This window comes from Roseovarius azorensis (assembly GCF_900109455.1).
GTDB classification, from domain to species: domain Bacteria; phylum Pseudomonadota; class Alphaproteobacteria; order Rhodobacterales; family Rhodobacteraceae; genus Roseovarius; species Roseovarius azorensis.
Window position 1 is genome coordinate 99,473 of the sequence record NZ_FOAG01000011.1, and the last position, 21,472, is coordinate 120,944.

Here is a 21,472-nt window from a genome sequence, read left to right on the forward strand (position 1 = left end):
ATGGCCATTCTTGAATTCAAAGATGTCTGCAAGGGCTTTGGCACGGGGCTGGACCGCAAGGAGGTACTGAAAAACATCACCCTGTCGGTCGAACAGGGCGAATTTCTGGCAATCCTTGGCTTCTCCGGGACGGGCAAGACCACGCTGATCAACCAGATGGCAGGTCTTGCCCGGCCGGACAGCGGCGAGGTTCTGTTCAGAGGCAGGCCGATCACCGGGCCGGGGCCGGAACGGGGGATGGTGTTCCAGTCCTATTCGCTGATGCCCTGGCTGACGGTCGCGGGCAATATCGCGCTGGCAGTGGATGCGGTACATAAATCGGTCAGCCGGACCGCGCGCGCGGCGATGGTGGACAAGTTCATCGCCATGGTCGGCCTGTCCCACGCCAGGGGGCGACGCCCCGCGGAACTGTCCGGCGGCATGCGGCAGCGCGTCTCGGTCGCCCGTGCGCTTGCCATGAACCCCGAAGTCTTGCTGCTGGATGAACCGCTTTCGGCGCTGGACGCGCTGACGCGCGCCAATTTGCAGGACGAGATCACGCAAATCTGGCAGGCTGACCAGAAAACCGTGGTGCTGATCACCAATGATGTGGACGAGGCGATCCTGCTGGCTGACCGGATCATCCCGCTGAATCCTGACGGGACACTGGGCAAACACTTCAAGGTATCTATCACCCGGCCGCGCGCCCGTACCGTGATGAATGGCGATCCCGTCTTCAAGAAACTGCGCGCGGATGTCACCAGATACCTGATGGATGCGGGGGTCGCCGCCAAGGTGGCGGAAACCCGCGCCTTGCCGCAGGTCACGCCCATTCACGGGGCGCCCAGGGCCTATGTCGAGGCCGCGAAGAGCCCGATCGAGGACAGGTATCTGGAATTCTCCCAACTGTCCAGGATCTATCCCACGCCCGAAGGCCCGCTGACCGTGGTGGACCGGTTCGACCTGAAGATGAAGAAGGGTGAATTTGTCAGCCTGATCGGTCATTCGGGCTGCGGCAAGTCCACGGTCCTGACCATGGCGGCCGGGCTGAACGACATTTCGGGTGGCGCAATCAAGCTGGACGGACGCGCGATCGTGGGTGCTGATCCCGAACGCGCCGTCGTGTTTCAGTCGCCCAGCCTGTTTCCCTGGCTGACCGCCAGAGAAAACGTCGCCATCGGGGTGGACCGGGTTTACCCGCGCGCAAGCCGGGCCGAGCGGCAGGAGGTGGTGGAATACTATCTCGAACGTGTGGGCCTTGGTGGCGCCATGGACCGCATGGCGCAGGACATGTCGAATGGCATGAAACAGCGCGCGGGAATCGCCCGAGCCTTTGCCCTGAATCCCAGACTGCTGCTTCTGGACGAACCCTTCGGGATGCTCGACAGCCTGACGCGCTGGGAACTGCAGGAAGTGCTTATGGAGGTCTGGTCACGTACTAGGGTGACCGCGATCTGTGTCACGCATGATGTGGACGAGGCCATCCTGCTGGCAGACCGTGTGGTGATGATGACCAACGGCCCGCGCGCGCGCATCGGCAAGATCGTCGATGTGGACCTGCCGCGCCCTCGCACCCGAAAAGCGCTGCTCGAACATCCCGATTACTACAGCTACCGCACCGAAGTTCTCCGGTTTCTCGAAGATTGCAAACACGACGCACACAAGAAGAAGGAAGCCGCCTGATGAAAAAGAAGCTCGTCATTATCGGCGCGGGCATGGCCTCTGGCCGGGCTCTGGAGCATCTGCTGAGCGTCGACCCGCAGAGCTGGGACGTCACGCTGTTCAACGCTGAACCACGCGGGAACTATAACCGCATCATGCTCTCGCCGGTTCTGTCGGGCGAGAAAACCTATGCTGAAATCGTCACCCATGACGACAATTGGTATGCGCGGCGGAATATCACCTGCCGCTTCGGCGAAAGCGTCGTGCGGATCGATCGTCACAACAAGGTCGTCCATTCCAGCAAAGGCAGCGCTCCCTATGACAAGCTGCTGATCGCCACGGGGTCGGCCCCGTTCATCATTCCGGTGGCCGGCAAGGATCTGCAGGGCGTCGTGACCTATCGCGACATGGACGACACGCAGGCGATGATAGACGCCTCGGCCAGGTCCGGCGGCAAGGCCGTGGTCATCGGCGGCGGTCTGCTGGGGCTGGAGGCGGCGGCCGGTCTGAGGCTGCGCGGAATGGAGGTCACGGTCATTCATCTGATGGGTCACCTGATGGAGCGCCAACTTGACCCCGCCGCCGGTTATCTTCTGCAAAAGGATCTGGAGGCGCGTGGCCTCAGGGTTCATTGCAAGGGCGCGACCAAGGCAATCCTCGGCAAGGACCGGGCCGAGGCGGTGCTGCTGGAGGATGGCACCGTATATGACGCCGATCTGGTCTGCATCGCCGTCGGTATCCGGCCCGAAACCCGGCTTGCAACCGATGCGGCGCTGGATGTCGGTCGCGGGATCACAGTCAACGATCAGATGCTGACATCCGATCCCGACATTCTTGCCGTGGGTGAATGCGTGGAACATGACGGGCAGCTTTTTGGCCTTGTCGCACCGCTCTATGATCAGGCCAGGGTTGTGGCAAACACGCTGACTGGTCAGGAGGCGGCGTTCCGACCCGTGCAAACGGCGACCAGGCTGAAGGTTACGGGTGTTGATCTGTTCAGCGCGGGCGATTTCGCCGATGGGCCAGAGCGCGAGGATATCGTGTTCCGTGATCCGGCGCGCGGGGTCTACAAACGACTGGTCATAGAAAATGACCGGCTGATCGGCGCGGTCATGTATGGCGACACCGTCGATGGGTCATGGTTCTCTGGCCTGATCAGGGACGGCACCGATATCGCGCCCATGCGTGACACGCTGATCTTTGGCCCCGCCTATCAGGGGGAAACCGGCACGGATCCTCTGGCAGCCGTTGCAGCCTTGCCGTCTGACGCGGAAATCTGTGGCTGCAACGGCATCTGCAAAGGCGCCATTGTCACCGCTATCGAGGGCGGGGATACGACACTCGCCAGGATTCGTGCCACCACCACGGCCAGCGCGTCTTGCGGCACCTGCGCAGGGCTGGTGGAGCAGATTCTGGCCTGCACCCTGGGCGATGCGTTCCAGTTACCCGCCGCGCAACCAATCTGCGGCTGCACTGACCTGACCCACGAGGACACCCGCCGCCTGATCAAGGCGCGCATCCTGACATCCATGCCTGCGGTCATGCAGGAACTGGGTTGGAAAACATCCTGCGGATGCCACATCTGCCGCCCCGCGCTGAATTTCTACCTGCTGGCCGACTGGCCGCTGGATTACACGGACGATCCGCAAAGCCGGTTCGTGAACGAGCGCAACCATGCCAATATCCAGAAGGACGGGACCTATTCGGTGGTCCCGCGGATGTGGGGCGGCATGACCAATCCCCGCGAGTTGCGCGCCATTGCCGATGCCGCCGACAAATACGCAATCCCTGCGGTCAAGGTGACGGGTGGTCAGCGGATTGACCTGTTGGGCGTCAGGAAAGAGGATCTGCCTAACGTCTGGGCCGACCTGAACGCTGCCGGGCTGGTCTCAGGGCACGCCTATTCCAAGGGTCTGCGCACCGTCAAGACCTGCGTCGGCACCGATTTCTGCCGCTTCGGGACACAGGATTCGACCGGGCTGGGCATCAGGCTGGAAAAACGCCTTTGGGGATCATGGACACCGCACAAGGTCAAGCTGGCGGTATCGGGCTGTCCGCGCAACTGCGCTGAGGCCACCTGCAAGGATATCGGCATTGTCTGTGTCGATTCCGGTTTCGAGATCGGCGTCGGCGGTGCTGCGGGCATGGATCTGAAAGAGGTCGAACGCCTTGCCAAGGTCGCGACCGAGGCTGAAGCGATCGACCTGACCGTGGCTTTTTTCCAGCTTTACCGCGAGCATGCGAAATACCTCGACCGGCCCTACAAATGGCTGGCCAAGGTAGGACTCGACTGGGTGCGCGCGCAGGTCGTGGACGATCCGGAAAACCGCGCCGCGCTGATCGAACGGTTCGATCTGTCGCAATCCCTCTATCAGCGCGACCCTTGGGCGGATCGCGCAACACCCAAGGCGCAGGCCGAATTCGCGCCGATGGCAGATCTGACACAGGAGGCCGCCGAATGAACTGGCTGGATATCGGCGCGCTGGATGACATCCCCCGACGCGGGGCGCGCGTGGTGAAAACCGCGCATGGCTGTGTGGCGATATTCCGCACCGGCGATGACCGGGTGTTCGCCATCGACGACCGTTGCCCGCACAAGGGCGGACCGCTGTCCGAAGGGATCGTGCATGGCCATATGGTGACCTGTCCGCTGCACAACCGGGTGTTCGCTCTGGAAACCGGGCTGGCGCAGGGTGCGGATGCCGGGGCAGTGACCACCTATCCCGCACGGATCGAGGGCGGGCGCATTCTGCTCGACGCCCGGCGCCTGCTGCGAGGGCGTGCTGCATGACCGCCGTGCGCACCACCTGCCCCTATTGCGGTGTGGGCTGCGGTGTGCTGGTCACGCCGGACGGAAAGGGCGGGGCGCGGATCGAGGGCGACCCGGACCACCCGGCGAATTTCGGGCGGCTGTGTTCCAAGGGTACGGCACTGGGTGAAACCCTGCGCCTCGCCGGGCGCATCCTGACTCCGCGGATTGGCGGCCAGGTTGCCACATGGGACGCGGCGCTCGATCTGGTGGCGGATCGCTTTCTTGCCGCGATCCGGGATCATGGTCCCGACAGCGTGGCCCTCTACCTTTCCGGTCAGATGCTGACCGAGGATTATTACGTCGCCAACAAACTGATCAAGGGCTATATCGGCACCGCCAATGTGGACACCAATTCACGCCTCTGCATGGCGTCCAGCGTAGCGGGGCACAGCCGAGCCTTTGGCACGGATACGGTGCCCGGCACCTATGAGGATCTGGATCAGGCCGATCTGGTCGTTCTGGTGGGATCGAATCTCGCCTGGTGCCACCCGGTGCTCTTTCAGCGACTGATGGCGGCAAAGGCGGCGCGCGGCACACGGATTGTCGTGGTTGATCCGCGCCGCACGACAACCTGTGACATTGCCGATCTGCATCTGGCCCTTGCGCCGGGGTCGGATGCCGCGCTGTTCAACGCGGCCCTTGTGGCGCTGGCTGATCGTGGCGCGGTGGACGATGCCTATATCGCGCAGCATCTCAGTGGATTCGAGGACGCATTGGCCGCCGCCCGCGCCTCTGATGGGTCGATGACAGGACTGGCGCCGGACGATCTGGCGGACTTTCTTGACTGGTATGTGACGACCGAGCGGGTGGTCACGATCTATTCCCAGGGAATCAACCAGTCCGAAAGCGGCACCGACAAGGTCAACGCGATCCTGAATTGCCATCTGGCGACAGGCCGCATCGGTCGCCCTGGCATGGGTCCGTTCTCCGTCACCGGCCAGCCCAACGCGATGGGCGGGCGAGAGGTGGGCGGGCTGGCAAATATGTTGGCCTGCCATCTGGATATAGAAAACCCCGATCACCGCGCCGCCGTGCAAGGCTTCTGGGACAGCCCGACCATGCCGGAGAAACCGGGCCTGAAAGCGGTCGAGATGTTTCAGGCCGTGGCCCAGGGGCGGATCAGGGCGCTCTGGATCATCCACACCAACCCGGCCGCGTCGATGCCCGATGCAGATGCCGTGGCACGCGCAATCGAAGGTTGCGATTTCGTGGTGGTGAGCGATGTGACGCAGACCGATACCACTGCACTGGCGGATGTGATCATGCCCGCGACCGCATGGGGCGAGAAATCAGGCACTGTCACCAATTCCGACCGCACCATCAGCCGCCAGCGGCCCTTCCTGCCCACACCGGGGCACGCGCGCGACGATTGGCGGATGATTGCAGATGTGGCCGGGCGCATGGGCTGGGGCGACGCCTTTGGCTGGGACAGTCCGGCGCAGATCTTTGCCGAGTATGCGCAGCTTTCCCGCCTTGCGGGCGATCTTGGGCGGGATTTTGACATCTCGGGTCTGGCCGGGGCCGATTACGACGCGTTGCCACCCACACGCTGGCCGGTCAGCGCGCGCCGGCAGGGCGGACGGTTCTTTGGCGCGGGGGGGTTCTTTACCCCGGATGCCCGCGCGCGGATGTTGCCGATCGCCCCGCGGCTGCCGGTTGCCGTAACCGGGCGGCGCTATCCGTTCCGGTTGAACACCGGCAGGGTGCGCGACCAGTGGCATACGATGACACGCACCGCTCTTGCACCGCGCCTGAACCAGCATACCGCCGAGCCGTTTCTGGAAATCCACCCCAGGGATGCGGCGGATCTTGGTCTTGCGCCCGCGTGTCTGGCGCGTGTCATCAGCCCCCGTGGCCAGGCCATCCTGCGCATCGCGATCACGGACCGCGTTCAATGCGGGCAGGTCTTCGCACCGATGCACTGGACAGGCGAGACCGCACCCACGGGCCGCGTCGATGCCCTGGTCGCTGCCGTGACCGATCCGGTATCAGGCCAACCCGAAAGCAAGGCCTCGGTCGTGGACATCGCGCCTTTGAACCCGGCCTGGTACGGATTTGCCGTGTCGGTCGGGCCGCTGACGCCGGACGCCACTTACTGGGCGCGCGCGCGCCATGCAGGCGGATGGCGCGGCGAACTGGCCGGAATGGATGCCCCCGAGGATTGGGAGGGATATGCCCGTGCGCTCTTTGACCTGCCCGATGCCACCTGCCTGAGTGTCGAGGACCGCGTGCGCGGTACGCATCGACTGGCCTTCATGGAGGGCGGGCGCACATTGGCGGCGCTCTTTGCAGCATCGGAACCGATGCAACTGGCGCGCGGGCATCTGGCCGCGCAGGTCGGTCGGGCGGGCGCGACACTGCTGGCTGGCCGCCCCGGTGCCGGACAGACCGACCCCGGTCCAACTGTCTGTGCCTGCCTGAATGTGGGGCTGAACACGATCACGGCTGCGATTGCGATGCAGAACCTGACCACGGTTGAGCAGATTGGCGCTGCCTTGCAGGCAGGAACATCTTGCGGATCATGCCGACCGGAACTGGCAACCCTGCTTGCTGCACGGCTGGAGGCTGCAGAATGATCTTCGCGGCCCGCATCCACGTCACCGGCCGGCCGGCGGTGGGAACGCGCGCGATCACCAGCCGGAGTCGAGCAACTGCACGTTGTTCCTCACCGCCTGATTGCCAGAAGGAACCACACCATGAATACCTTTCACATGTTCCTGCAAATGGCCGGGCGTCATGTCATCGTCGTGGGGGGCGGCGAACAGACCGCTCCTGCCATGACAAGGGAAGCGACCGCAGGGGTCAACGTCATGGATCGCCCCGCGCTTTGCAACGCTCTCGCCCCGCCCGGTGTGAACCGTGACCCCGCGATGGCGGAAATCCCGACCAGGGGCATGGCGTCAGGGCTCGCAAGGCGAATCCGGACCGCCATGGGAACCTTGCCGAAGCTGGGGCTGAGTGATCTGGCCGTGTTGGCCGACCGCCTGCATCTGGAAGTGACCCGGTGCCCCTCCTGGCGCGATGGACGCTGTTTCCGGAATCAGGTGGTCAACAACACACCTGCCGCGGGCGGTACGGATCCGGTGCAAGGATCCATCGCGCTGGTCGGCGCAGGACCGGGTGCGGCAGACCTGCTTACCCTGCGCGCGCTGCGCCTGTTGCAAGAGGCCGATGTGATCTATCATGACCGACTGGTGGAACCCGCCGTTCTGGAACTGGCGCGCCGCGAGGCCGAGCGCGTATTCGTCGGAAAAGAGGTAGGCGCCTGCACCTGGCCGCAAGACCGGATCAATGCCGTGATCCTTGCTGCTGCCCGTCAGGGGCGCAGGGTCGTGCGCCTGAAATCGGGTGATCCCGGCATCTTCGGTCGCGCGACCGAAGAGCTGGACGCCGCCCGTGCCGCAGGCATCACCGTCGAGATCGTGCCCGGCGTTACTGCCGCCAGCGCCGCCGCCGCAAGCCTTGGCCGCGGGCTGACCGAACGGGGCGCCACGGATCGGCTGCTGCTGGCGACTGCGACCTGCAGACCGGGCGACCCCGACCCGGACTGGGCGACCATGCTGAAGCCCGGCACGACACTGGCGATCTACATGGGTGTTCGCAAGGCCCCAGAGTTCACACGGCAACTGCGCAACGCCGGCGTTCCCATGGGGCTGGAGGTCGAGATCGTCAGCCATGCCTCGACCGCGCGCGAGACCATCACGCGCTGCACCCTGTCCGCCCTTGCGCAGGCAATGGGCGACGGCAGGATCGACAATCCCGCAATCATCTTCATCCGCTGGGCAAAACGGGAAAACATGCTGCCACAGGCGGTGATCCGCACAGCGCTTCGCGCAGTGGACTGACCCCTTGCACCACTCCGGACTGGCAAACGCGTCTCGGACCGGGCGTGATCGGGCGACATCCGGGATGGCGGCAAAGAAATAAAATAAAACAGCAGCATTGACCACATCATGACGCAGAAAGCATAACGAAGAGGCGGGTCATATTTACGTGACCACTAATACTTGTCCGGCATGGAGCGAGACCGTGGTTCAGAAAGACGCCGATCCAGCTGAGAGGTGCCCTGTCGGCGGCGCGATGAACGATCTTCCGATTGTAAACGCCTTCAAGCGAATGCCGGTACCGCTGATGATCGTGGGATCCGACGGTCGGATCCTGCATTGCAACGCTGCGACCCATGGTTTGTTCGGTTACGATCCGGATGTCCTGATAGGCCGGGCGGTGTTTGACTTGCTGCCGGTGACCTCGGTTTCAGAACTGAATGCCCATATCAAGCCTCCTGCCATCGACGCCGTCGTCAAGGGCATGATCGGGCGAAAATGCAACGGTGCGCCGATCCTGCTCGCCGTCCAGATCACGGCCTGGGTTGACGCGGAACACGGTCTCCAGCATGCGCTCGCGCTTCGCGATATCACCTATGAATCGGAGGCGGAGAAGGCCACCAGGGACGAGTTGAAACGTGCCAACAACGCGATCAGAGGCGCCCGCATCGGCGTCTTCGAGTACGATCCGTCTGCGCAGTCCGTCATCGTGTCGGACATCTTGCGAGAGCTGATGGAACTTGATCCCATGGATACTGCGGATGTCCAGCAGGAGTGGCGCGCGCGTGTGCATCCATATGATCTTGATATCGCGCTCGAACCGATCCGGCTCTGCCAGAAGGGTCTGAGAGAGCGGGCCAGTTGTGAGTATCGGCTGCGCGAGAAGAACGGCGCTGGATGGCGCTGGATACGAATGGATGTGGCCGTTGCCAAACGGGATAAGGCCAGAACCGTTACCCGCCTGATCGGAGCAATCAGGGAAATCACCGAGCGCAAGAAGGTCGAGAGCGAACTTCGCAGAAGTGAAGAACAGTTGAGGCTGGCCTTCGAACACGCCCCGATCGGCAAGGCGATCGTTGGCCTGGATGGCAGGTGGATGCGTGTCAACCCGGCACTCTGCGATCTACTTGGCTATTCGGAGGACGATCTGCTGAAGACCGACTTCCAGTCGCTCACACACCCCGACGATCTGCACGGCGATCTGCATCGGCTCGAGCAGTTGAAGGCTGGCACGATCTCGGACTTTCGGGTCGAAAAGCGCTATATCCGTTCAGACGGCGCGATCGTATGGGGACTGCTGAGTGTGAACGTGGTCAGAAATGCACGCGGGAAACCGGATCACTTTGTCTCGCAGATCGTGGATGTGACAGAGCGACGGCGGCTGGACGAGATGAAAAACGAATTCGTGGCGACCGTAAGCCACGAACTCAGAACGCCCCTGACATCCATCCTCGGCTCCCTGTCGCTTTTGTCCTTCATGGACGCCGAGCCGCTGTCGGACGAGGCGAAGCGACTGCTTTTCATTGCCCAACAGAACGGCGATCGCCTGCATGCCCTGATCAACGACATTCTGGACTTCGAGAAGTTTTCGGCCCGGCAGATTGACTTCAGCCTGTCCAGGCAGCGCATTATCAACCTGGTCGAGAGCTCCACTCTCTCCAACCTGGCTTTGTCCGATCAGTTTGGCGTACGCTTCAATATCATCTGCCCGGACCGGAGCGTGAGCGGATATGTCGACGACAAACGGTTTCAGCAGGTCATGGCCAATCTGTTATCAAACGCTGCGAAATTCGCTGACACGGGAAGCACGGTCGACATCACCGTCGAGAACCATGAGAAAGCGGTCCGCGTTTCTGTCACCAATCGGGGCTGCGTCATCCCCGATTCCTTTCGCAGTCAGATTTTCAAACCCTTTTCCCAAGCTGCCCGTTCATCCACACGCAAACGGGGCGGAACAGGTCTGGGGCTGAGCATCACCAGGCAGATCGTCGAACAGTCCGGAGGCACCATCGGCTTCGAGAGCGACCAGAACGGCGTCACGACGTTCTGGTTTACCGTCCCGACCGAAGAACCGATGCAGGGCACGACCCGGTGATACCTTCCGCGGCCCTGCTTAGGGCTTTCAGGTATGCAGAAACATATTCTCTACCTGCGGGTCGCGCGGATATTGACAGCCCCTGGTGCGCCTTGCTTCTTGAGCGTCCGGTTCTCTGCTCTGGCAATCGCCCGGTCAAAGGTCTTTCGGATGCGCTGGAGTTTCCCGGTGTTGGGACGGATGGGATTTCCTATCGAAACTTCGAGGTCGAGCGGATCGCCATCATCATATTCAGCGCCCATTTCGTCGAGAATGTTCTGAACTGCCATCTCCAGCCGAATCGACGGCTCCAGGTGCGCCTTACTTGAAACCAGCAGGAAAAGCCCGTTTCCGGCATAGGCCATGATGTAACCAAGCGGTCTGAACACAAGGCCGATCGCGTCGGCCACTTCAGTTAGAACATAGTGGAATTCATCGGACGTCGCCTTGATGTAGATCGCTTCGATCCGGTCGATCTTGACAGCCAGGACCTGCGAGCCGGCAAGCCCCGAACGTGACAACTGCGCCAGGTAATTGCACAAGGCCGTGTAACTGATCAGATCGTTGTCTGCCCCGATCTGTAACTCATCGGAAAGGTTGAAGGAATGAACAGACCCTGTGGCCAGCCTTTGCTGTCCGGCTGACTCCAGTGCCGCCGCCGCCTCCTGTCGCGCGACGACAAGCTCCTGCGCTGTGCGCAGACGTGCTCCAAGTTCGCTGATATCAAAGGGTTTTGTCACGAAATCCGTCGCACCGGCCCTGAACGCGTCATCGACATAGGTTTTTTCCGTCATCGCGGTCAACATGATGATCGGCGTCTTTCGGTAGGCCGATATCTGGCGAACGTGGTGACAGAGTTCGATACCGTCCATTTCCGGCATGTTGATATCAAACAGAAAGCAGTCGAAAACCACATCGCCGCCGCGCAGCAGTTCCAGCGCGATCTCACCGGAGGCCGCAGTAGAAACATCCTCAAACCCAACCCTTGCGGAGATCTTGCTCAGGAGCTCGAGTATGAAGAGATCATCGTCAACAGCCAGAATTTTCATGTAAGCCTCAGGTAATTTGCGTCACTTCGGATCATCAGTCAAAGAACAGATGACCGACAATTTCAGATGATACCATACCACCGAAGAGGTTTCTCTGGCAGGGTTCTGAAACAATCGATTTCCCGTTCGGTCAGATGGTTCCGGATTGATGGCCTCCCAAAGCCCCCTGATCTGTCCGCAGACAGCGTCAATGCGCTGACAATCCTGTGAGGTCGGGCATGCGCCCCTTTCACCGGCGGCGCGGCTCGGGCATGCAGGGCCAGGACACAAACCGCATTGGATCACGTTCGACATGGAAAGCCTCTATTACGTTCTCAGTTGGGCCTGTCACCGGCGCTGCAAGCATTGCTACGAATCCCGCTTTCGCCCCTATGTGCGCGGCGCGCTGCAAAAGGTTGTGGACGAGGCAAAGGCCACCTTTCCCAAGGTCATCGCCAACCTGCCCGACGAGCTGAGCTATCTCGACCTGAACGCGCCCTCTGAAACCGCGCCGGGCGGCTACGAGCACCGCGCCAGCCGGATCATTCTTGCGGGCGGCGAGGTGCTGGTTGATCCGGTGCGCGAAGAGGTGCTCTATCCCGCGCTGGACGCCATCCGCGAGAAATACGGCGCGCAGGGCGTGCGGGTGATCGTGCAGACCACCGGCGATCTGGTGACGCCGCAGATCGTCGAGGATCTGCTGGCGCGCGGGGCGTGGATGATCTCCTGCGCGGGGATGGACGATTTCCATGTCGGCATGGAGGGCGACAAGCGCCTGCCGCTTCAGGATCGCCTGCGCGAGATGTTCGAGGCGGCGGGAATGCGCGACAGCGCGCTGGCATCGACCACGCGCAACTGGAACGAACAGACGCAGGATCAGCCGGTCTATTCCTTCTTCGGCGCGACCGAGGATGCCTGGATCGGCAAGATCTGGCCGCGCGGGCGAGCCTGGGAAAACTCGCTCAGCAAGGCCACGATCACCGACAATTTCTGCAATGCCTGGTCGGGGGGGCTTGGCTTTCTCAACCGTGGCTATTCGGGATCAGAGGTGTCGATCGACCCCAATGGCGATGTCTTTCCCTGCTGCCTGAAAACCGCAGCACCCCTGGGCAATCTTTGCGAGGAACGGCTGGCCGACATCCTTGACAGCCTCACGGGCCACCCCGCGTTTGAGGCGATTTCCATGGGCCACCCCGAACGGATGGGGCTGGCGCAGGGCTGGGATCTGAACCGTTTTCTTGAGGAATCGCGCACCACACGCCCCGACGGACAGCCCTATCGCAATCTCTGCATCGGCTGCGACCGCTATTTCGAAAAGGTATTGGGGCCGGAACTGGCGCGCCTGCGCGAGGCGCGTCTGGCGGCAAAGCGGGCGGCGGAATGAACGCGATCCAGGCCGCCAACCGTCGCGCCGCCCTGATCCCCGCCCTTGCCGACGCCCTGCGCGGCGCGGGCATTGCCCCCGGCGCGCCCGCGCTCATGCCCGACACCGGGCTCGCGCATGATCATATCCGCCTGACCGGCACCGGACGCATCGCCCGCCTGCCCAAGCAGAGCCAGATGCAGCTTGGCGCGGTCGAAAACCTCGCCTATCAGGCCGCCTGTTTCACCCGCGCCAGCGTCAGCGGCCATGCCCCGCGCCTCTTTGCCGTGCTGCCCCCCTCGGACGCCTTGCCACGCGGCGGGCTGATCGTCGAGGACATCATCGGTCGCCCCGCCCGCCTGCCCGGCGACCTGCCCGCCATCGTGGCGGCCCTCGCGGCGATCCACGCGCTGCCGGTGCCCGACGCGCAAGACCGCGCGCCGCTCCTGAACCCGCCCGATCCTCTGGCGGGATTGCTGGAGGAGATCGGCGCGCAGGCTGCGTATCTCGACGCCGCCGCCATTGCGCCCGAAACCCGCGCCATCCTCGACCGCCACCTGACCGCCCTGCGCGATCTGGCCGCGGCGGACGCCCGCCCGCCCAAACGGCTGATTTCCTTCGACGCCCATCCCGGTAATTTCCTGATCGACACCTCGGGCCGTGCCATCCTTGTCGATCTCGAAAAGGCCCGCTACAGCGCCCCGCCGCTCGATCTGGCGCATGCCACGCTCTACACCTCGACCACATGGGATATGGCCAGCCACGCCATCCTCACCCCGGAGGAAACCGCCACCGCCTGCCGTAAATGGCTGGATCATCTGCCCGCCGAGGACCGCGCCGCGCTCGCCCCGTGGATCCTGCCGATGCGCCGCGCGATGTGGCTCTGGTCCATGACATGGTGCGCCAAATGGCGGGTGCTGTCGGGTCAGACCGCCAGACCGGACGCACAGGGCGAGGACTGGGCCGCGTCCAACAGCGAGGCCGCGCTGGTGACCCATGTGCGGGGCCGCGTCGATCACTATCTCGACAGCCGGACCGCCGCCCGTATTGACAAAGAGTTCGGCCTGCTGACCGATCTTCTGTAACACCACTCACGAACAGGGAGATACCCGGATGATCCGACAGATGCTTACTTCGCTGGCAGCACTTGCCCTCGCCGCACCCCTCGCGGCGCAAGAGGCCGCGCCCGACCCCGGCGACTGGCAGACCGTGACAGAGGCCGCAAATGGCCAGACCGTCTATTGGCACGCCTGGGGCGGCTCGAACGCGATCAACGATTATATCGCCTGGGCCGGTCGCACGGTCAAAGACCGCCACGGCGTCACCGTCGAACATGTAAAGCTCAAGGACACCGCCGATGCCGTCAGCCGTGTGGTCGCCGAGAAATCGGCGGGCAAGGATGCGGGCGGCGCGGTCGATCTCATCTGGATCAACGGCGAGAATTTCGCCGCGATGAAGGAACAGGGCCTGCTCTTTGGTCCCTGGGCCGAGGATCTGCCCAACTGGCAATTCGTGGATGTCGAGGGCAAGCCCGCCGTCTCCGCCGATTTCACCGTGCCGACCGAGGGGCTGGAGGCGCCCTGGGGCATGGCCCAGATCATCTTTTACCACGACACCGCCCGGCTGACCGAACCGCCACGTTCCATCGCGGCCCTCGCCGACTGGGCGCGCGCCAATCCGGGACGCTTTGCCTATCCGCAGCCGCCCGATTTTCTCGGCTCCACCTTTCTGAAACAGGCGGTGATCGAACTCACTCCCGATCCGTCCGTTCTGCTGGCGCCGGTGAGCGAGGCCAGCTATCAGACCGCCACCGCCCCGCTCTGGGCCTATCTCGACGATCTCACCCCGAACCTCTGGCGCAGCGGTGCGGCCTATCCGCAATCGGGCCCGCGCCTCATTCAAATGATGGCCGATGGCGAGATCGACCTTGCGCTCAGCTTCAACCCAAACGAGCCGTCGAACGCCATAGCGAATCACGAACTGCCCGACACGGTGCGCACCTATGTGCTGGACGGCGGCACCATAGGCAATGCCAGCTTCGTGGCGATTCCCTATAACGCCAACGCCAAGGCGGGCGCGCTGGTGCTGGCCAATTTCCTGATGTCACCCGAGGCGCAGGCTCGCAAGCAGGATCCGGCCGTCTGGGGCAGCGGCACCGTGCTGGCGATGGACAAGCTGGGCAAAGAGGACCGCGCGCGCTTCGATGCAATCGAACTGGGCGTCGCCACCCTCGGCCCCGCCGACCTGGGGCAGGCTCTGCCGGAACCGCACCCGTCCTGGATGGTGCGGCTAGAGCAGGACTGGACCGCGCGTTACGGCGTCGGCCAGTAACGCCGGCCGATGCCCGCCGACATCAGCATAGCAGAATCCGCCCCCCCGCGCCCCGCGCGGCGGGCGCGGTTCCTGCCCTGGGCGCCCACGCTCACCCTCGTCGTGATGCTGGGGCCGGTGCTGGCGGGGCTTGCGGGCACGCTGGCGCCCGCGTTCGGCGTGATGCCCGCGCTGGGCGGCACCACACCCGGCCTCGCGCCGTGGCAGGCGCTCTTTGACTGGCCCGGCCTGCCGCGCGCCGTGGCCCTCAGCCTCGGGGTGGGCTTTGCCGCCACCGCGCTGTCGCTGGCGCTGGTGATCCTGATCTGCGCGGGCTGGGCGGGCACGCGGCCCTTTGGCGTGATCGAGCGGCTCCTGTCGCCGCTGCTGTCGGTGCCGCACGCGGCGGCGGCCTTTGGCCTTGCCTTTCTCATCGCCCCCTCGGGCTGGATCGCGCGGGCGCTCTCGCCCTGGGCAACCGGCTGGGACCGCCCGCCCGATCTGTTGATCCTTCAGGATCCGGCGGGGCTGAGCCTGATCTTCGGGCTGGTGACAAAGGAGGTGCCGTTCCTCTTGCTGATGACGCTCGCAGCACTCACCCAGACACGGCCCGGCCCCAGCCTGCGCATCGCGCAGGCGCTTGGCTATGCGCGCGTCACCGGCTGGCTCAAGACGGTCTTTCCCCCGGTCTATCGTCAGATCCGCCTGCCAGTCTATGCGGTGCTGGCGTTTTCGATGTCGGTGGTGGATGTGGCGATCATCCTTGGCCCCAACACGCCGCCCACGCTGGCGGTGCAGGTGGTACGCTGGATGAACGATCCCGACCTTGGCCTGCGCTTTCAGGCGGCGGCGGGGGCGGTGTTGCAACTCGGGCTGGTGCTGACGGGCCTCGCCCTCTGGCGCCTGATGGAACTGGCGGTCGCCCGCATCGGGCGCGCCTGGATCGCCTCGGGCGCGCGCGGGCGGGCGAGCGCCGAACACGCCCTGCGGATCGCCGCCCTGATCCTCGGCGCCACGGCGGCCCTCGCCGTCATCGCGGGTCTCGCTTGTCAGGCGATCTGGTCCCTTGCCGGACTCTGGCAATTCCCCGACCTGCTGCCCGATGGCCTTACCCTGCGCAACTGGCAGCGTTTCGGCCCGCGCCTGAGCGGCCCGGCGCTGGAAACCGGGACCATCGCCGCCTGTTCCACCTGCCTTGCGCTACTGCTCACGCTCGCCTGTCTCGAGGCCGAACACCGCCACGGGCTGCGTCCCGCGACGCGCGCGCTGTGGCTGCTCTATATCCCGCTCATCGTGCCGCAGGTGGCGTTTCTGGCCGGGTTCCAGACATTCTCGATCAGCGCCGGAATAGATGGCGGACGCGTGGCGGTGATCCTCGCGCATCTGGTTTTCGTGCTGCCCTACGTGTTCCTCGCGCTCGCCGACCCCTGGCGGGCCTGGGACCGCAATCAGGACACCATCGCCCGCGCCTTGGGCGCAGGCCCTGACCGGGTGCTCTGGGCGGTGCGCCTGCCGATGCTGCTGCGCCCGGTGCTGACCGCCGCCGCCGTGGGTTTTGCCGTATCGGTGGGGCAATATCTGCCGACCCTGCTGGTGGGTGCGGGCCGGGTGCCGACCCTGACGACCGAGGCGGTGGCGCTTGCCTCGGGCGGGGACCGGCGGGTGATCGGGGTCTATGCGCTGGCGCAGATGGCGGCGGCCTTTGCGCCCTTTGCCCTCGCCGTGCTTCTGCCACGCCTCTTGTGGCGCAACCGAAAGGGATTGCTCGATGGCTGACGGCAACACAATTCGACCCGGCCTGCGGTTCGAAAAGCTGACGATCTCGCTGGGGCAGACCCGGCTGATCTCGCTCGACTGCACCATCGCGCCAGGCGAGGTGCTGACCGTGATGGGGCCCTCCGGCTCGGGCAAATCGACGCTGCTGGCGGCGATCACCGGCACGCTCGACCCGGCATTCACGATGACAGGGCGCATCCGGCTGGACGGGCGCGACCTGTCGGACCTGCCGACAGAGGCGCGGCAGATCGGCATCCTCTTTCAGGACGAATACCTCTTTCCGCATCTTTCCGTCGGGGCCAATCTGGCCTTTGGCCTGAAACCGTCGCTCCGGGGCCGCGCCGAGCGCCGCGCCCGGATCGAGGCGGCTCTGGCCGAGGTGGGGCTGGCCGGGTTCGCCGATCGCGACCCGGCCACGCTGTCGGGCGGGCAACGGGCGCGGGTGGCGCTGCAACGCATGCTCCTGTCGGAACCCCGCGCGCTTCTGCTGGACGAGGCGTTTTCCAAACTCGACACCGGCCTGCGCGCGCAGATCCGCGCGCTGGTGTTCGAGACCGCGCGCAACCGCGCGCTGCCAGTGCTGCAGGTCACGCACGATCATTCCGACGCCGAGGCGGCGGCGGGCGAGATTCACGCCCTCGCCTGAACCCTTTGGCCCGTCCCTATCGACGGCGCATCGCCCAGGCCATCTGCGCCTGTGTCTCGACGGCGCAGGGGCGCAGGGCGCGCAGCCTTTTCAGCGCGTCATCGGCGTTTTCTCCGGTCTCCACCATCAGCCGCAGCATCGCCATCCCGGACCGGCCACAGCCGCCCCGGCAGTGGATCAGCACTCGACCGCCCCCCGCGAGCGCCGCGCGCGCCACGGCGCTCGCGCCGCGCCACGCCTCTGCCTGATCCGGCGCAGGGATGCCGAAGTCCCTGACAGGAAAGGAAATCCACCGCGTTCCCGCCTCCTGGACATCAGCCCCGAGCGCCGCCGCGCCCACCTCGACCATCTCCGCCGGCGTGGTCATCGAGATCACCAGCGCCGGCCGCCAGTCGCACAGATGCGTCATGTCCCCGGCATAGTCCCCGCCGCCCCCCGGCAGCGGCGCAAGCGCCAGCGTGCCGCCACCGACCCGCAGCGCATGGATCACGAACCCGCTCATCCCGGGCACCATAGGGCAACGAAAACAACAGCCTGGAACCTCATCGCCGCTCTCCGACACGATCCCCACAGATTTGCCGCATTGCGCCTGAAAAGCAAGGTGGACGCCCTGCGCGCCCCGCTCTACCCTGTCCGGGCATACGAATCCCGAAAGGTCCGCGCATGTCCGACACTGCCCAGCCCGGCTATCAGGTTCTGGCCCGCAAATACCGGCCCGAGACTTTTGCCGATCTCGTCGGGCAGGACGCCATGGTGCGCACGCTGAAAAACGCCTTTCAGGCGGATCGCATCGCGCAGGCCTTCATCATGACCGGCATTCGCGGCACCGGCAAGACCACCACCGCGCGGATCATCGCCAAGGGCATGAACTGCATCGGCGCGGATGGTCAGGGCGGCCCCACGACCGAGCCCTGCGGCCAGTGCGAACATTGCCGCGCGATCATGGAAGGCCGCCATGTCGACGTGATCGAAATGGACGCGGCCAGCCATACCGGCGTGCAGAACATCCGCGACGCGATCATCGAAACCGTCTCCTACCGGGCCGCCAGCGCGCGCTACAAGATCTTCATCATCGACGAGGTTCACATGCTCTCGACGAGCGCCTTCAACGCGCTCCTCAAGACCTTGGAAGAACCGCCGGCGCATGTGAAATTCATCTTCGCCACCACCGAAATCCGCAAGGTGCCGGTCACGGTTCTGTCGCGCTGTCAACGCTTCGACCTGCGCCGGATCGAACCCGAGGTGATGATCGCCCTGCTGCGCCGCATCGCCACCGCCGAGGGCGCCGACATCACCGACGACGCGCTCGCCCTCATCACCCGCGCCGCCGAAGGATCGGCGCGCGACGCCACATCGCTGCTCGATCAGGCGATCAGCCACGGCGCGGGCGAGACGACCGCCGATCAGGTGCGCGCGATGCTGGGGTTGGCGGACCGGGGCCGCGTGCTCGACCTCTTCGACATGATCATGCGGGGCGACGCGGCGGGCGCGCTGGCAGAACTCGGCGCGCAATATGCCGAAGGCGCCGATCCGCTGGCCGTGCTGCGCGACCTGGCCGAAATCACGCACTGGATTTCCGTGGTCAAGATCACGCCCGATGCCGCCAACGACCCGACCATCGGCCCGGATGAGCGCGCCCGTGGCGGACAGATGGCCGAGGCGCTGCCGATGCGCGTGCTCACCCGCATGTGGCAGATGCTGCTCAAGGCGCTGGACGAGGTGACGCTGGCCCCCAATGCGATGATGGCCGCCGAAATGGCGGTGATCCGTCTCACCCATGTGGCCGATCTGCCCACCCCCGAGGATCTGGTGCGCCGGTTGCAGGACAATCCACCCACCGGGCCGGGCGGCGGCGGCGTCAGAACCGCCGCACCCCAGCCCCAGACCACCAACGCACAGAGCAGCCTGCCAGCGCCCACGCATGCCAGCCCCTCGGGCACCACAGCCTCTGGCACGCAGCAGGCGGTCGCACTCGCCCATGACCCGCAAGAGGCGCTGGCGCGTTATCCGACCTTTGAGCATGTGATCGAACTGATCCGCGCCAATCGCGACGTGAAACTGCTGGTCGAGGTCGAGGGCCACCTGCGCCTTGCCGCTTATCGCCCCGGCCGAATAGAATTCACCCCGACACCGGACGCGCCTGCGGATCTTGCGCAGCGGCTTGGCAGCGCCCTGCAACGCTGGACCGGCAATCGCTGGGCGGTCAGCCTGGTGAACTCCGGCACCGCCCCCACGATACGCGAGACGCGCGATGCCACCCAGGGCGCGCTCAGGGCCAGCGCCGCCGGGCACCCTCTCGTTCAGGCGGTCATGGCGACGTTTCCCAAGGCCCGCATCACCACGATTCGAACCCCCGAAGAGATCGCCACCCATGCCGGGGCCGAGGCCCTGCCCGAGGTCGAGGAAGAATGGGATCCCTTCGAAGAAGACTGATCCCCGCCGCCGCCCCCCTTGCCTGTCGCCTTTCACATGCAGATATGCTTAAAGGCCGCAAATCCATTCCGATCACAGGAGACAAGATCATGTTCAAAGGGCTCGGCGCCATGGGCGACATGGCCAAGATGATGAAGGCCGCGCAGGAAATGCAGCAAAAGATGGCGGCCCTTCAGGAAGAGATGCACAGCCTCATGGTCGAGGGCCAATCCGGCGCCGGTCTGGTCAAGGCCACCTGCACCGCCAAGGGCGAGCTGAAAGGTCTGGATATCGACCCGTCGATCTTCAACTCCGACGACAAGGAAGTGGTCGAGGATCTGATCCTCGCCGCGATCAAGGACGCACAGGCCAAGGCCAGCGCCCGCGCGCAAGAGGAAATGAGCAAGCTCACCGAAGGCATGGGCCTGCCCAAGGACATGAAGCTGCCGTTCTGAACGGCGGGTTTCATCCTGCCGAAAATACCCACGGCTCCGGCACCTGCGCCCTGAACGGACACCCAGATTGAGCAGCACCCGCGATATCGACGCCCTGATCGACATGATGGCACGCCTGCCCGGCCTTGGCCCCCGCTCGGCCCGGCGCGCGGTGCTGCACATGATCCGCAAGCGCGCGCTGCTGCTCACGCCTCTGGCCGACCTGATGCAGAGTGTCGCCGCCACCGCGCGCGAATGCACCATATGCGGCAATATCGGCACCACCGAGATCTGCGATATCTGCACCGCGCCGAAACGCGCCAATGGCCAGATCTGCGTGGTCGAGGACGTGGCCGATCTCTGGGCGATGGAACGCGGGCAGGCCTTCAGGGGGCGCTATCACGTTCTGGGCGGCACGCTCTCGGCGCTTGACCAGATCGGCCCCGAATCGCTGCGCATCCCGCAGTTGATCACACGGGTCGCCGAGGAAGGGATCACCGAGGTGATCCTGGCCCTCAACGTCACCGTGGACGGGCAGACAACCGCCCATTACATCGCCGATCAGCTCGACGGGCGCGTCATGCTCACTTCGCTCGCGCAGGGTGTTCCCATCGGCGGCGAGTTGGATTATCTGGACGATGGCACGATCAGCGCGGCACTCGCGGCGCGCAAGAGCCTCTGAACACCCCACCGTCACCACCCCCGGCCAGAACGGACGCGATCAAGACGTGATGACCCCTATCTCCCTCTTCCTGATTTACCTGCTGGTGCTCAACCTGCTGACCCTCGGCCTGTTCTGGTGGGACAAACGCTGCGCCATCACCCGGCGCTGGCGGGTACCCGAAAGCACGCTGCTCACCCTGTGCCTGGTCGGCGGATCGCTCGGGGCCAAGACCGGACAGGGCATCTTTCGCCACAAGACCCGCAAGGAGCCGTTCCGCACCTCGCTCAACGCCATCGCGGTGCTGCACCTGACGTTCTTCGCGGGGCTCGTGCTGCCGGAATTCCGCGCTCTGGTCATGGCGCTCCTGGAACGCACCCTCCTCTGGATTATGGGCTAAAGCGGTTTGCGTTTGATCTGAATCGAATGGGGATTCACAGGAGGATTTTTGTCTGATTCACTTCTGTTTGGAGGTGGATCATGGGCAAACC

Annotated in this window: 17 protein-coding genes; 15 read left to right on the plus strand and 2 right to left on the minus strand. The window is 64.5% G+C overall.

The window, feature by feature from the left end; translation table 11 throughout:
• The 6 genes from BSG08_RS15285 to BSG08_RS15310 all read left to right on the plus strand — a co-directional run bounded on the left by BSG08_RS15285 (window position 1) and on the right by BSG08_RS15310 (window position 10,372).
• The gene (locus tag BSG08_RS15285; protein ID WP_093038729.1) at window positions 1-1,662 is read left to right on the plus strand and encodes an ABC transporter ATP-binding protein; all 1,662 of its coding nucleotides are present in this window, start codon (window positions 1-3) and stop codon (window positions 1,660-1,662) included.
• Window positions 1,662-4,103 (plus strand): nitrite reductase large subunit NirB, encoded by a 2,442-nt coding sequence (gene nirB, locus BSG08_RS15290; RefSeq protein ID WP_093038705.1) that lies wholly within the window; start codon window positions 1,662-1,664, stop codon window positions 4,101-4,103. The genes BSG08_RS15285 and nirB overlap by 1 nt, the downstream gene beginning before the upstream one ends.
• The gene (gene nirD, locus BSG08_RS15295; RefSeq protein WP_093038706.1) at window positions 4,100-4,432 is read left to right on the plus strand and encodes a nitrite reductase small subunit NirD; all 333 of its coding nucleotides are present in this window, start codon (window positions 4,100-4,102) and stop codon (window positions 4,430-4,432) included. Before nirB ends, nirD begins: the two co-directional genes overlap by 4 nt.
• Window positions 4,429-7,029, plus strand: coding sequence for a nitrate reductase (locus tag BSG08_RS15300; RefSeq protein ID WP_093038707.1), 2,601 nt, complete (start codon window positions 4,429-4,431; stop codon window positions 7,027-7,029). Before nirD ends, BSG08_RS15300 begins: the two co-directional genes overlap by 4 nt.
• A 120-nt stretch (window positions 7,030-7,149) precedes the next feature.
• Entirely contained in the window at window positions 7,150-8,298 is a 1,149-nt protein-coding gene (gene cobA, locus BSG08_RS15305; protein ID WP_093038708.1) for a uroporphyrinogen-III C-methyltransferase, read from the plus strand.
• Between the two features lie 184 nt (window positions 8,299-8,482).
• Window positions 8,483-10,372, plus strand: a complete 1,890-nt coding sequence (locus tag BSG08_RS15310; RefSeq protein ID WP_139274581.1) for a PAS domain-containing sensor histidine kinase — start codon at window positions 8,483-8,485, stop codon at window positions 10,370-10,372.
• Window positions 10,373-10,422: 50 nt separating this feature from the next.
• Here BSG08_RS15310 and BSG08_RS15315 read toward each other — a convergent pair whose 3' ends face one another.
• Complete coding sequence (locus tag BSG08_RS15315) at window positions 10,423-11,400, minus strand: response regulator (protein ID WP_093038710.1); 978 nt, start codon at window positions 11,398-11,400, stop codon at window positions 10,423-10,425.
• Window positions 11,401-11,692: 292 nt separating this feature from the next.
• Between BSG08_RS15315 and BSG08_RS15320 the strand changes: the two genes are divergently transcribed.
• The 5 genes from BSG08_RS15320 (at window position 11,693) to BSG08_RS15340 (ending at window position 17,474) form a co-directional block, all read left to right on the plus strand.
• Window positions 11,693-12,763 (plus strand): SPASM domain-containing protein, encoded by a 1,071-nt coding sequence (locus BSG08_RS15320; protein WP_139274582.1) that lies wholly within the window; start codon window positions 11,693-11,695, stop codon window positions 12,761-12,763.
• Window positions 12,760-13,827, plus strand: a complete 1,068-nt coding sequence (locus BSG08_RS15325; protein WP_093038711.1) for a hypothetical protein — start codon at window positions 12,760-12,762, stop codon at window positions 13,825-13,827. Before BSG08_RS15320 ends, BSG08_RS15325 begins: the two co-directional genes overlap by 4 nt.
• Window positions 13,828-13,855: 28 nt before the next feature.
• Window positions 13,856-15,073 (plus strand): ABC transporter substrate-binding protein, encoded by a 1,218-nt coding sequence (locus tag BSG08_RS15330; protein WP_245770723.1) that lies wholly within the window; start codon window positions 13,856-13,858, stop codon window positions 15,071-15,073.
• Window positions 15,074-15,178: 105 nt separating this feature from the next.
• A complete protein-coding gene (locus BSG08_RS15335) occupies window positions 15,179-16,828 on the plus strand; it encodes an ABC transporter permease (RefSeq protein ID WP_245770724.1) in 1,650 nt (549 codons plus the stop codon).
• Window positions 16,821-17,474, plus strand: a complete 654-nt coding sequence (locus BSG08_RS15340; protein WP_093038713.1) for an ATP-binding cassette domain-containing protein — start codon at window positions 16,821-16,823, stop codon at window positions 17,472-17,474. Before BSG08_RS15335 ends, BSG08_RS15340 begins: the two co-directional genes overlap by 8 nt.
• A 16-nt stretch (window positions 17,475-17,490) precedes the next feature.
• Here the strand turns inward: BSG08_RS15340 and BSG08_RS15345 are convergent, their stop codons facing one another.
• Window positions 17,491-17,976: a protein-tyrosine phosphatase family protein gene (locus tag BSG08_RS15345; protein ID WP_093038733.1), complete on the minus strand. Its 486-nt coding sequence runs from the start codon at window positions 17,974-17,976 to the stop codon at window positions 17,491-17,493.
• Window positions 17,977-18,137: 161 nt separating this feature from the next.
• Here BSG08_RS15345 and BSG08_RS15350 point away from each other — a divergent pair, with 161 nt between their 5' ends.
• From BSG08_RS15350 to BSG08_RS15365, 4 genes are all read left to right on the plus strand, one after another.
• Complete coding sequence (locus BSG08_RS15350) at window positions 18,138-19,907, plus strand: DNA polymerase III subunit gamma/tau (protein ID WP_093038714.1); 1,770 nt, start codon at window positions 18,138-18,140, stop codon at window positions 19,905-19,907.
• Between the two features lie 89 nt (window positions 19,908-19,996).
• Complete coding sequence (locus BSG08_RS15355) at window positions 19,997-20,341, plus strand: YbaB/EbfC family nucleoid-associated protein (protein WP_093038734.1); 345 nt, start codon at window positions 19,997-19,999, stop codon at window positions 20,339-20,341.
• Between the two features lie 67 nt (window positions 20,342-20,408).
• Window positions 20,409-21,002, plus strand: coding sequence for a recombination mediator RecR (gene recR / locus BSG08_RS15360; protein WP_093038715.1), 594 nt, complete (start codon window positions 20,409-20,411; stop codon window positions 21,000-21,002).
• A 49-nt stretch (window positions 21,003-21,051) separates the two neighbouring features.
• Window positions 21,052-21,381, plus strand: coding sequence for a DUF1294 domain-containing protein (locus BSG08_RS15365; RefSeq protein ID WP_093038716.1), 330 nt, complete (start codon window positions 21,052-21,054; stop codon window positions 21,379-21,381).
• The last annotated feature ends 91 nt before the right edge of the window (window positions 21,382-21,472 follow it).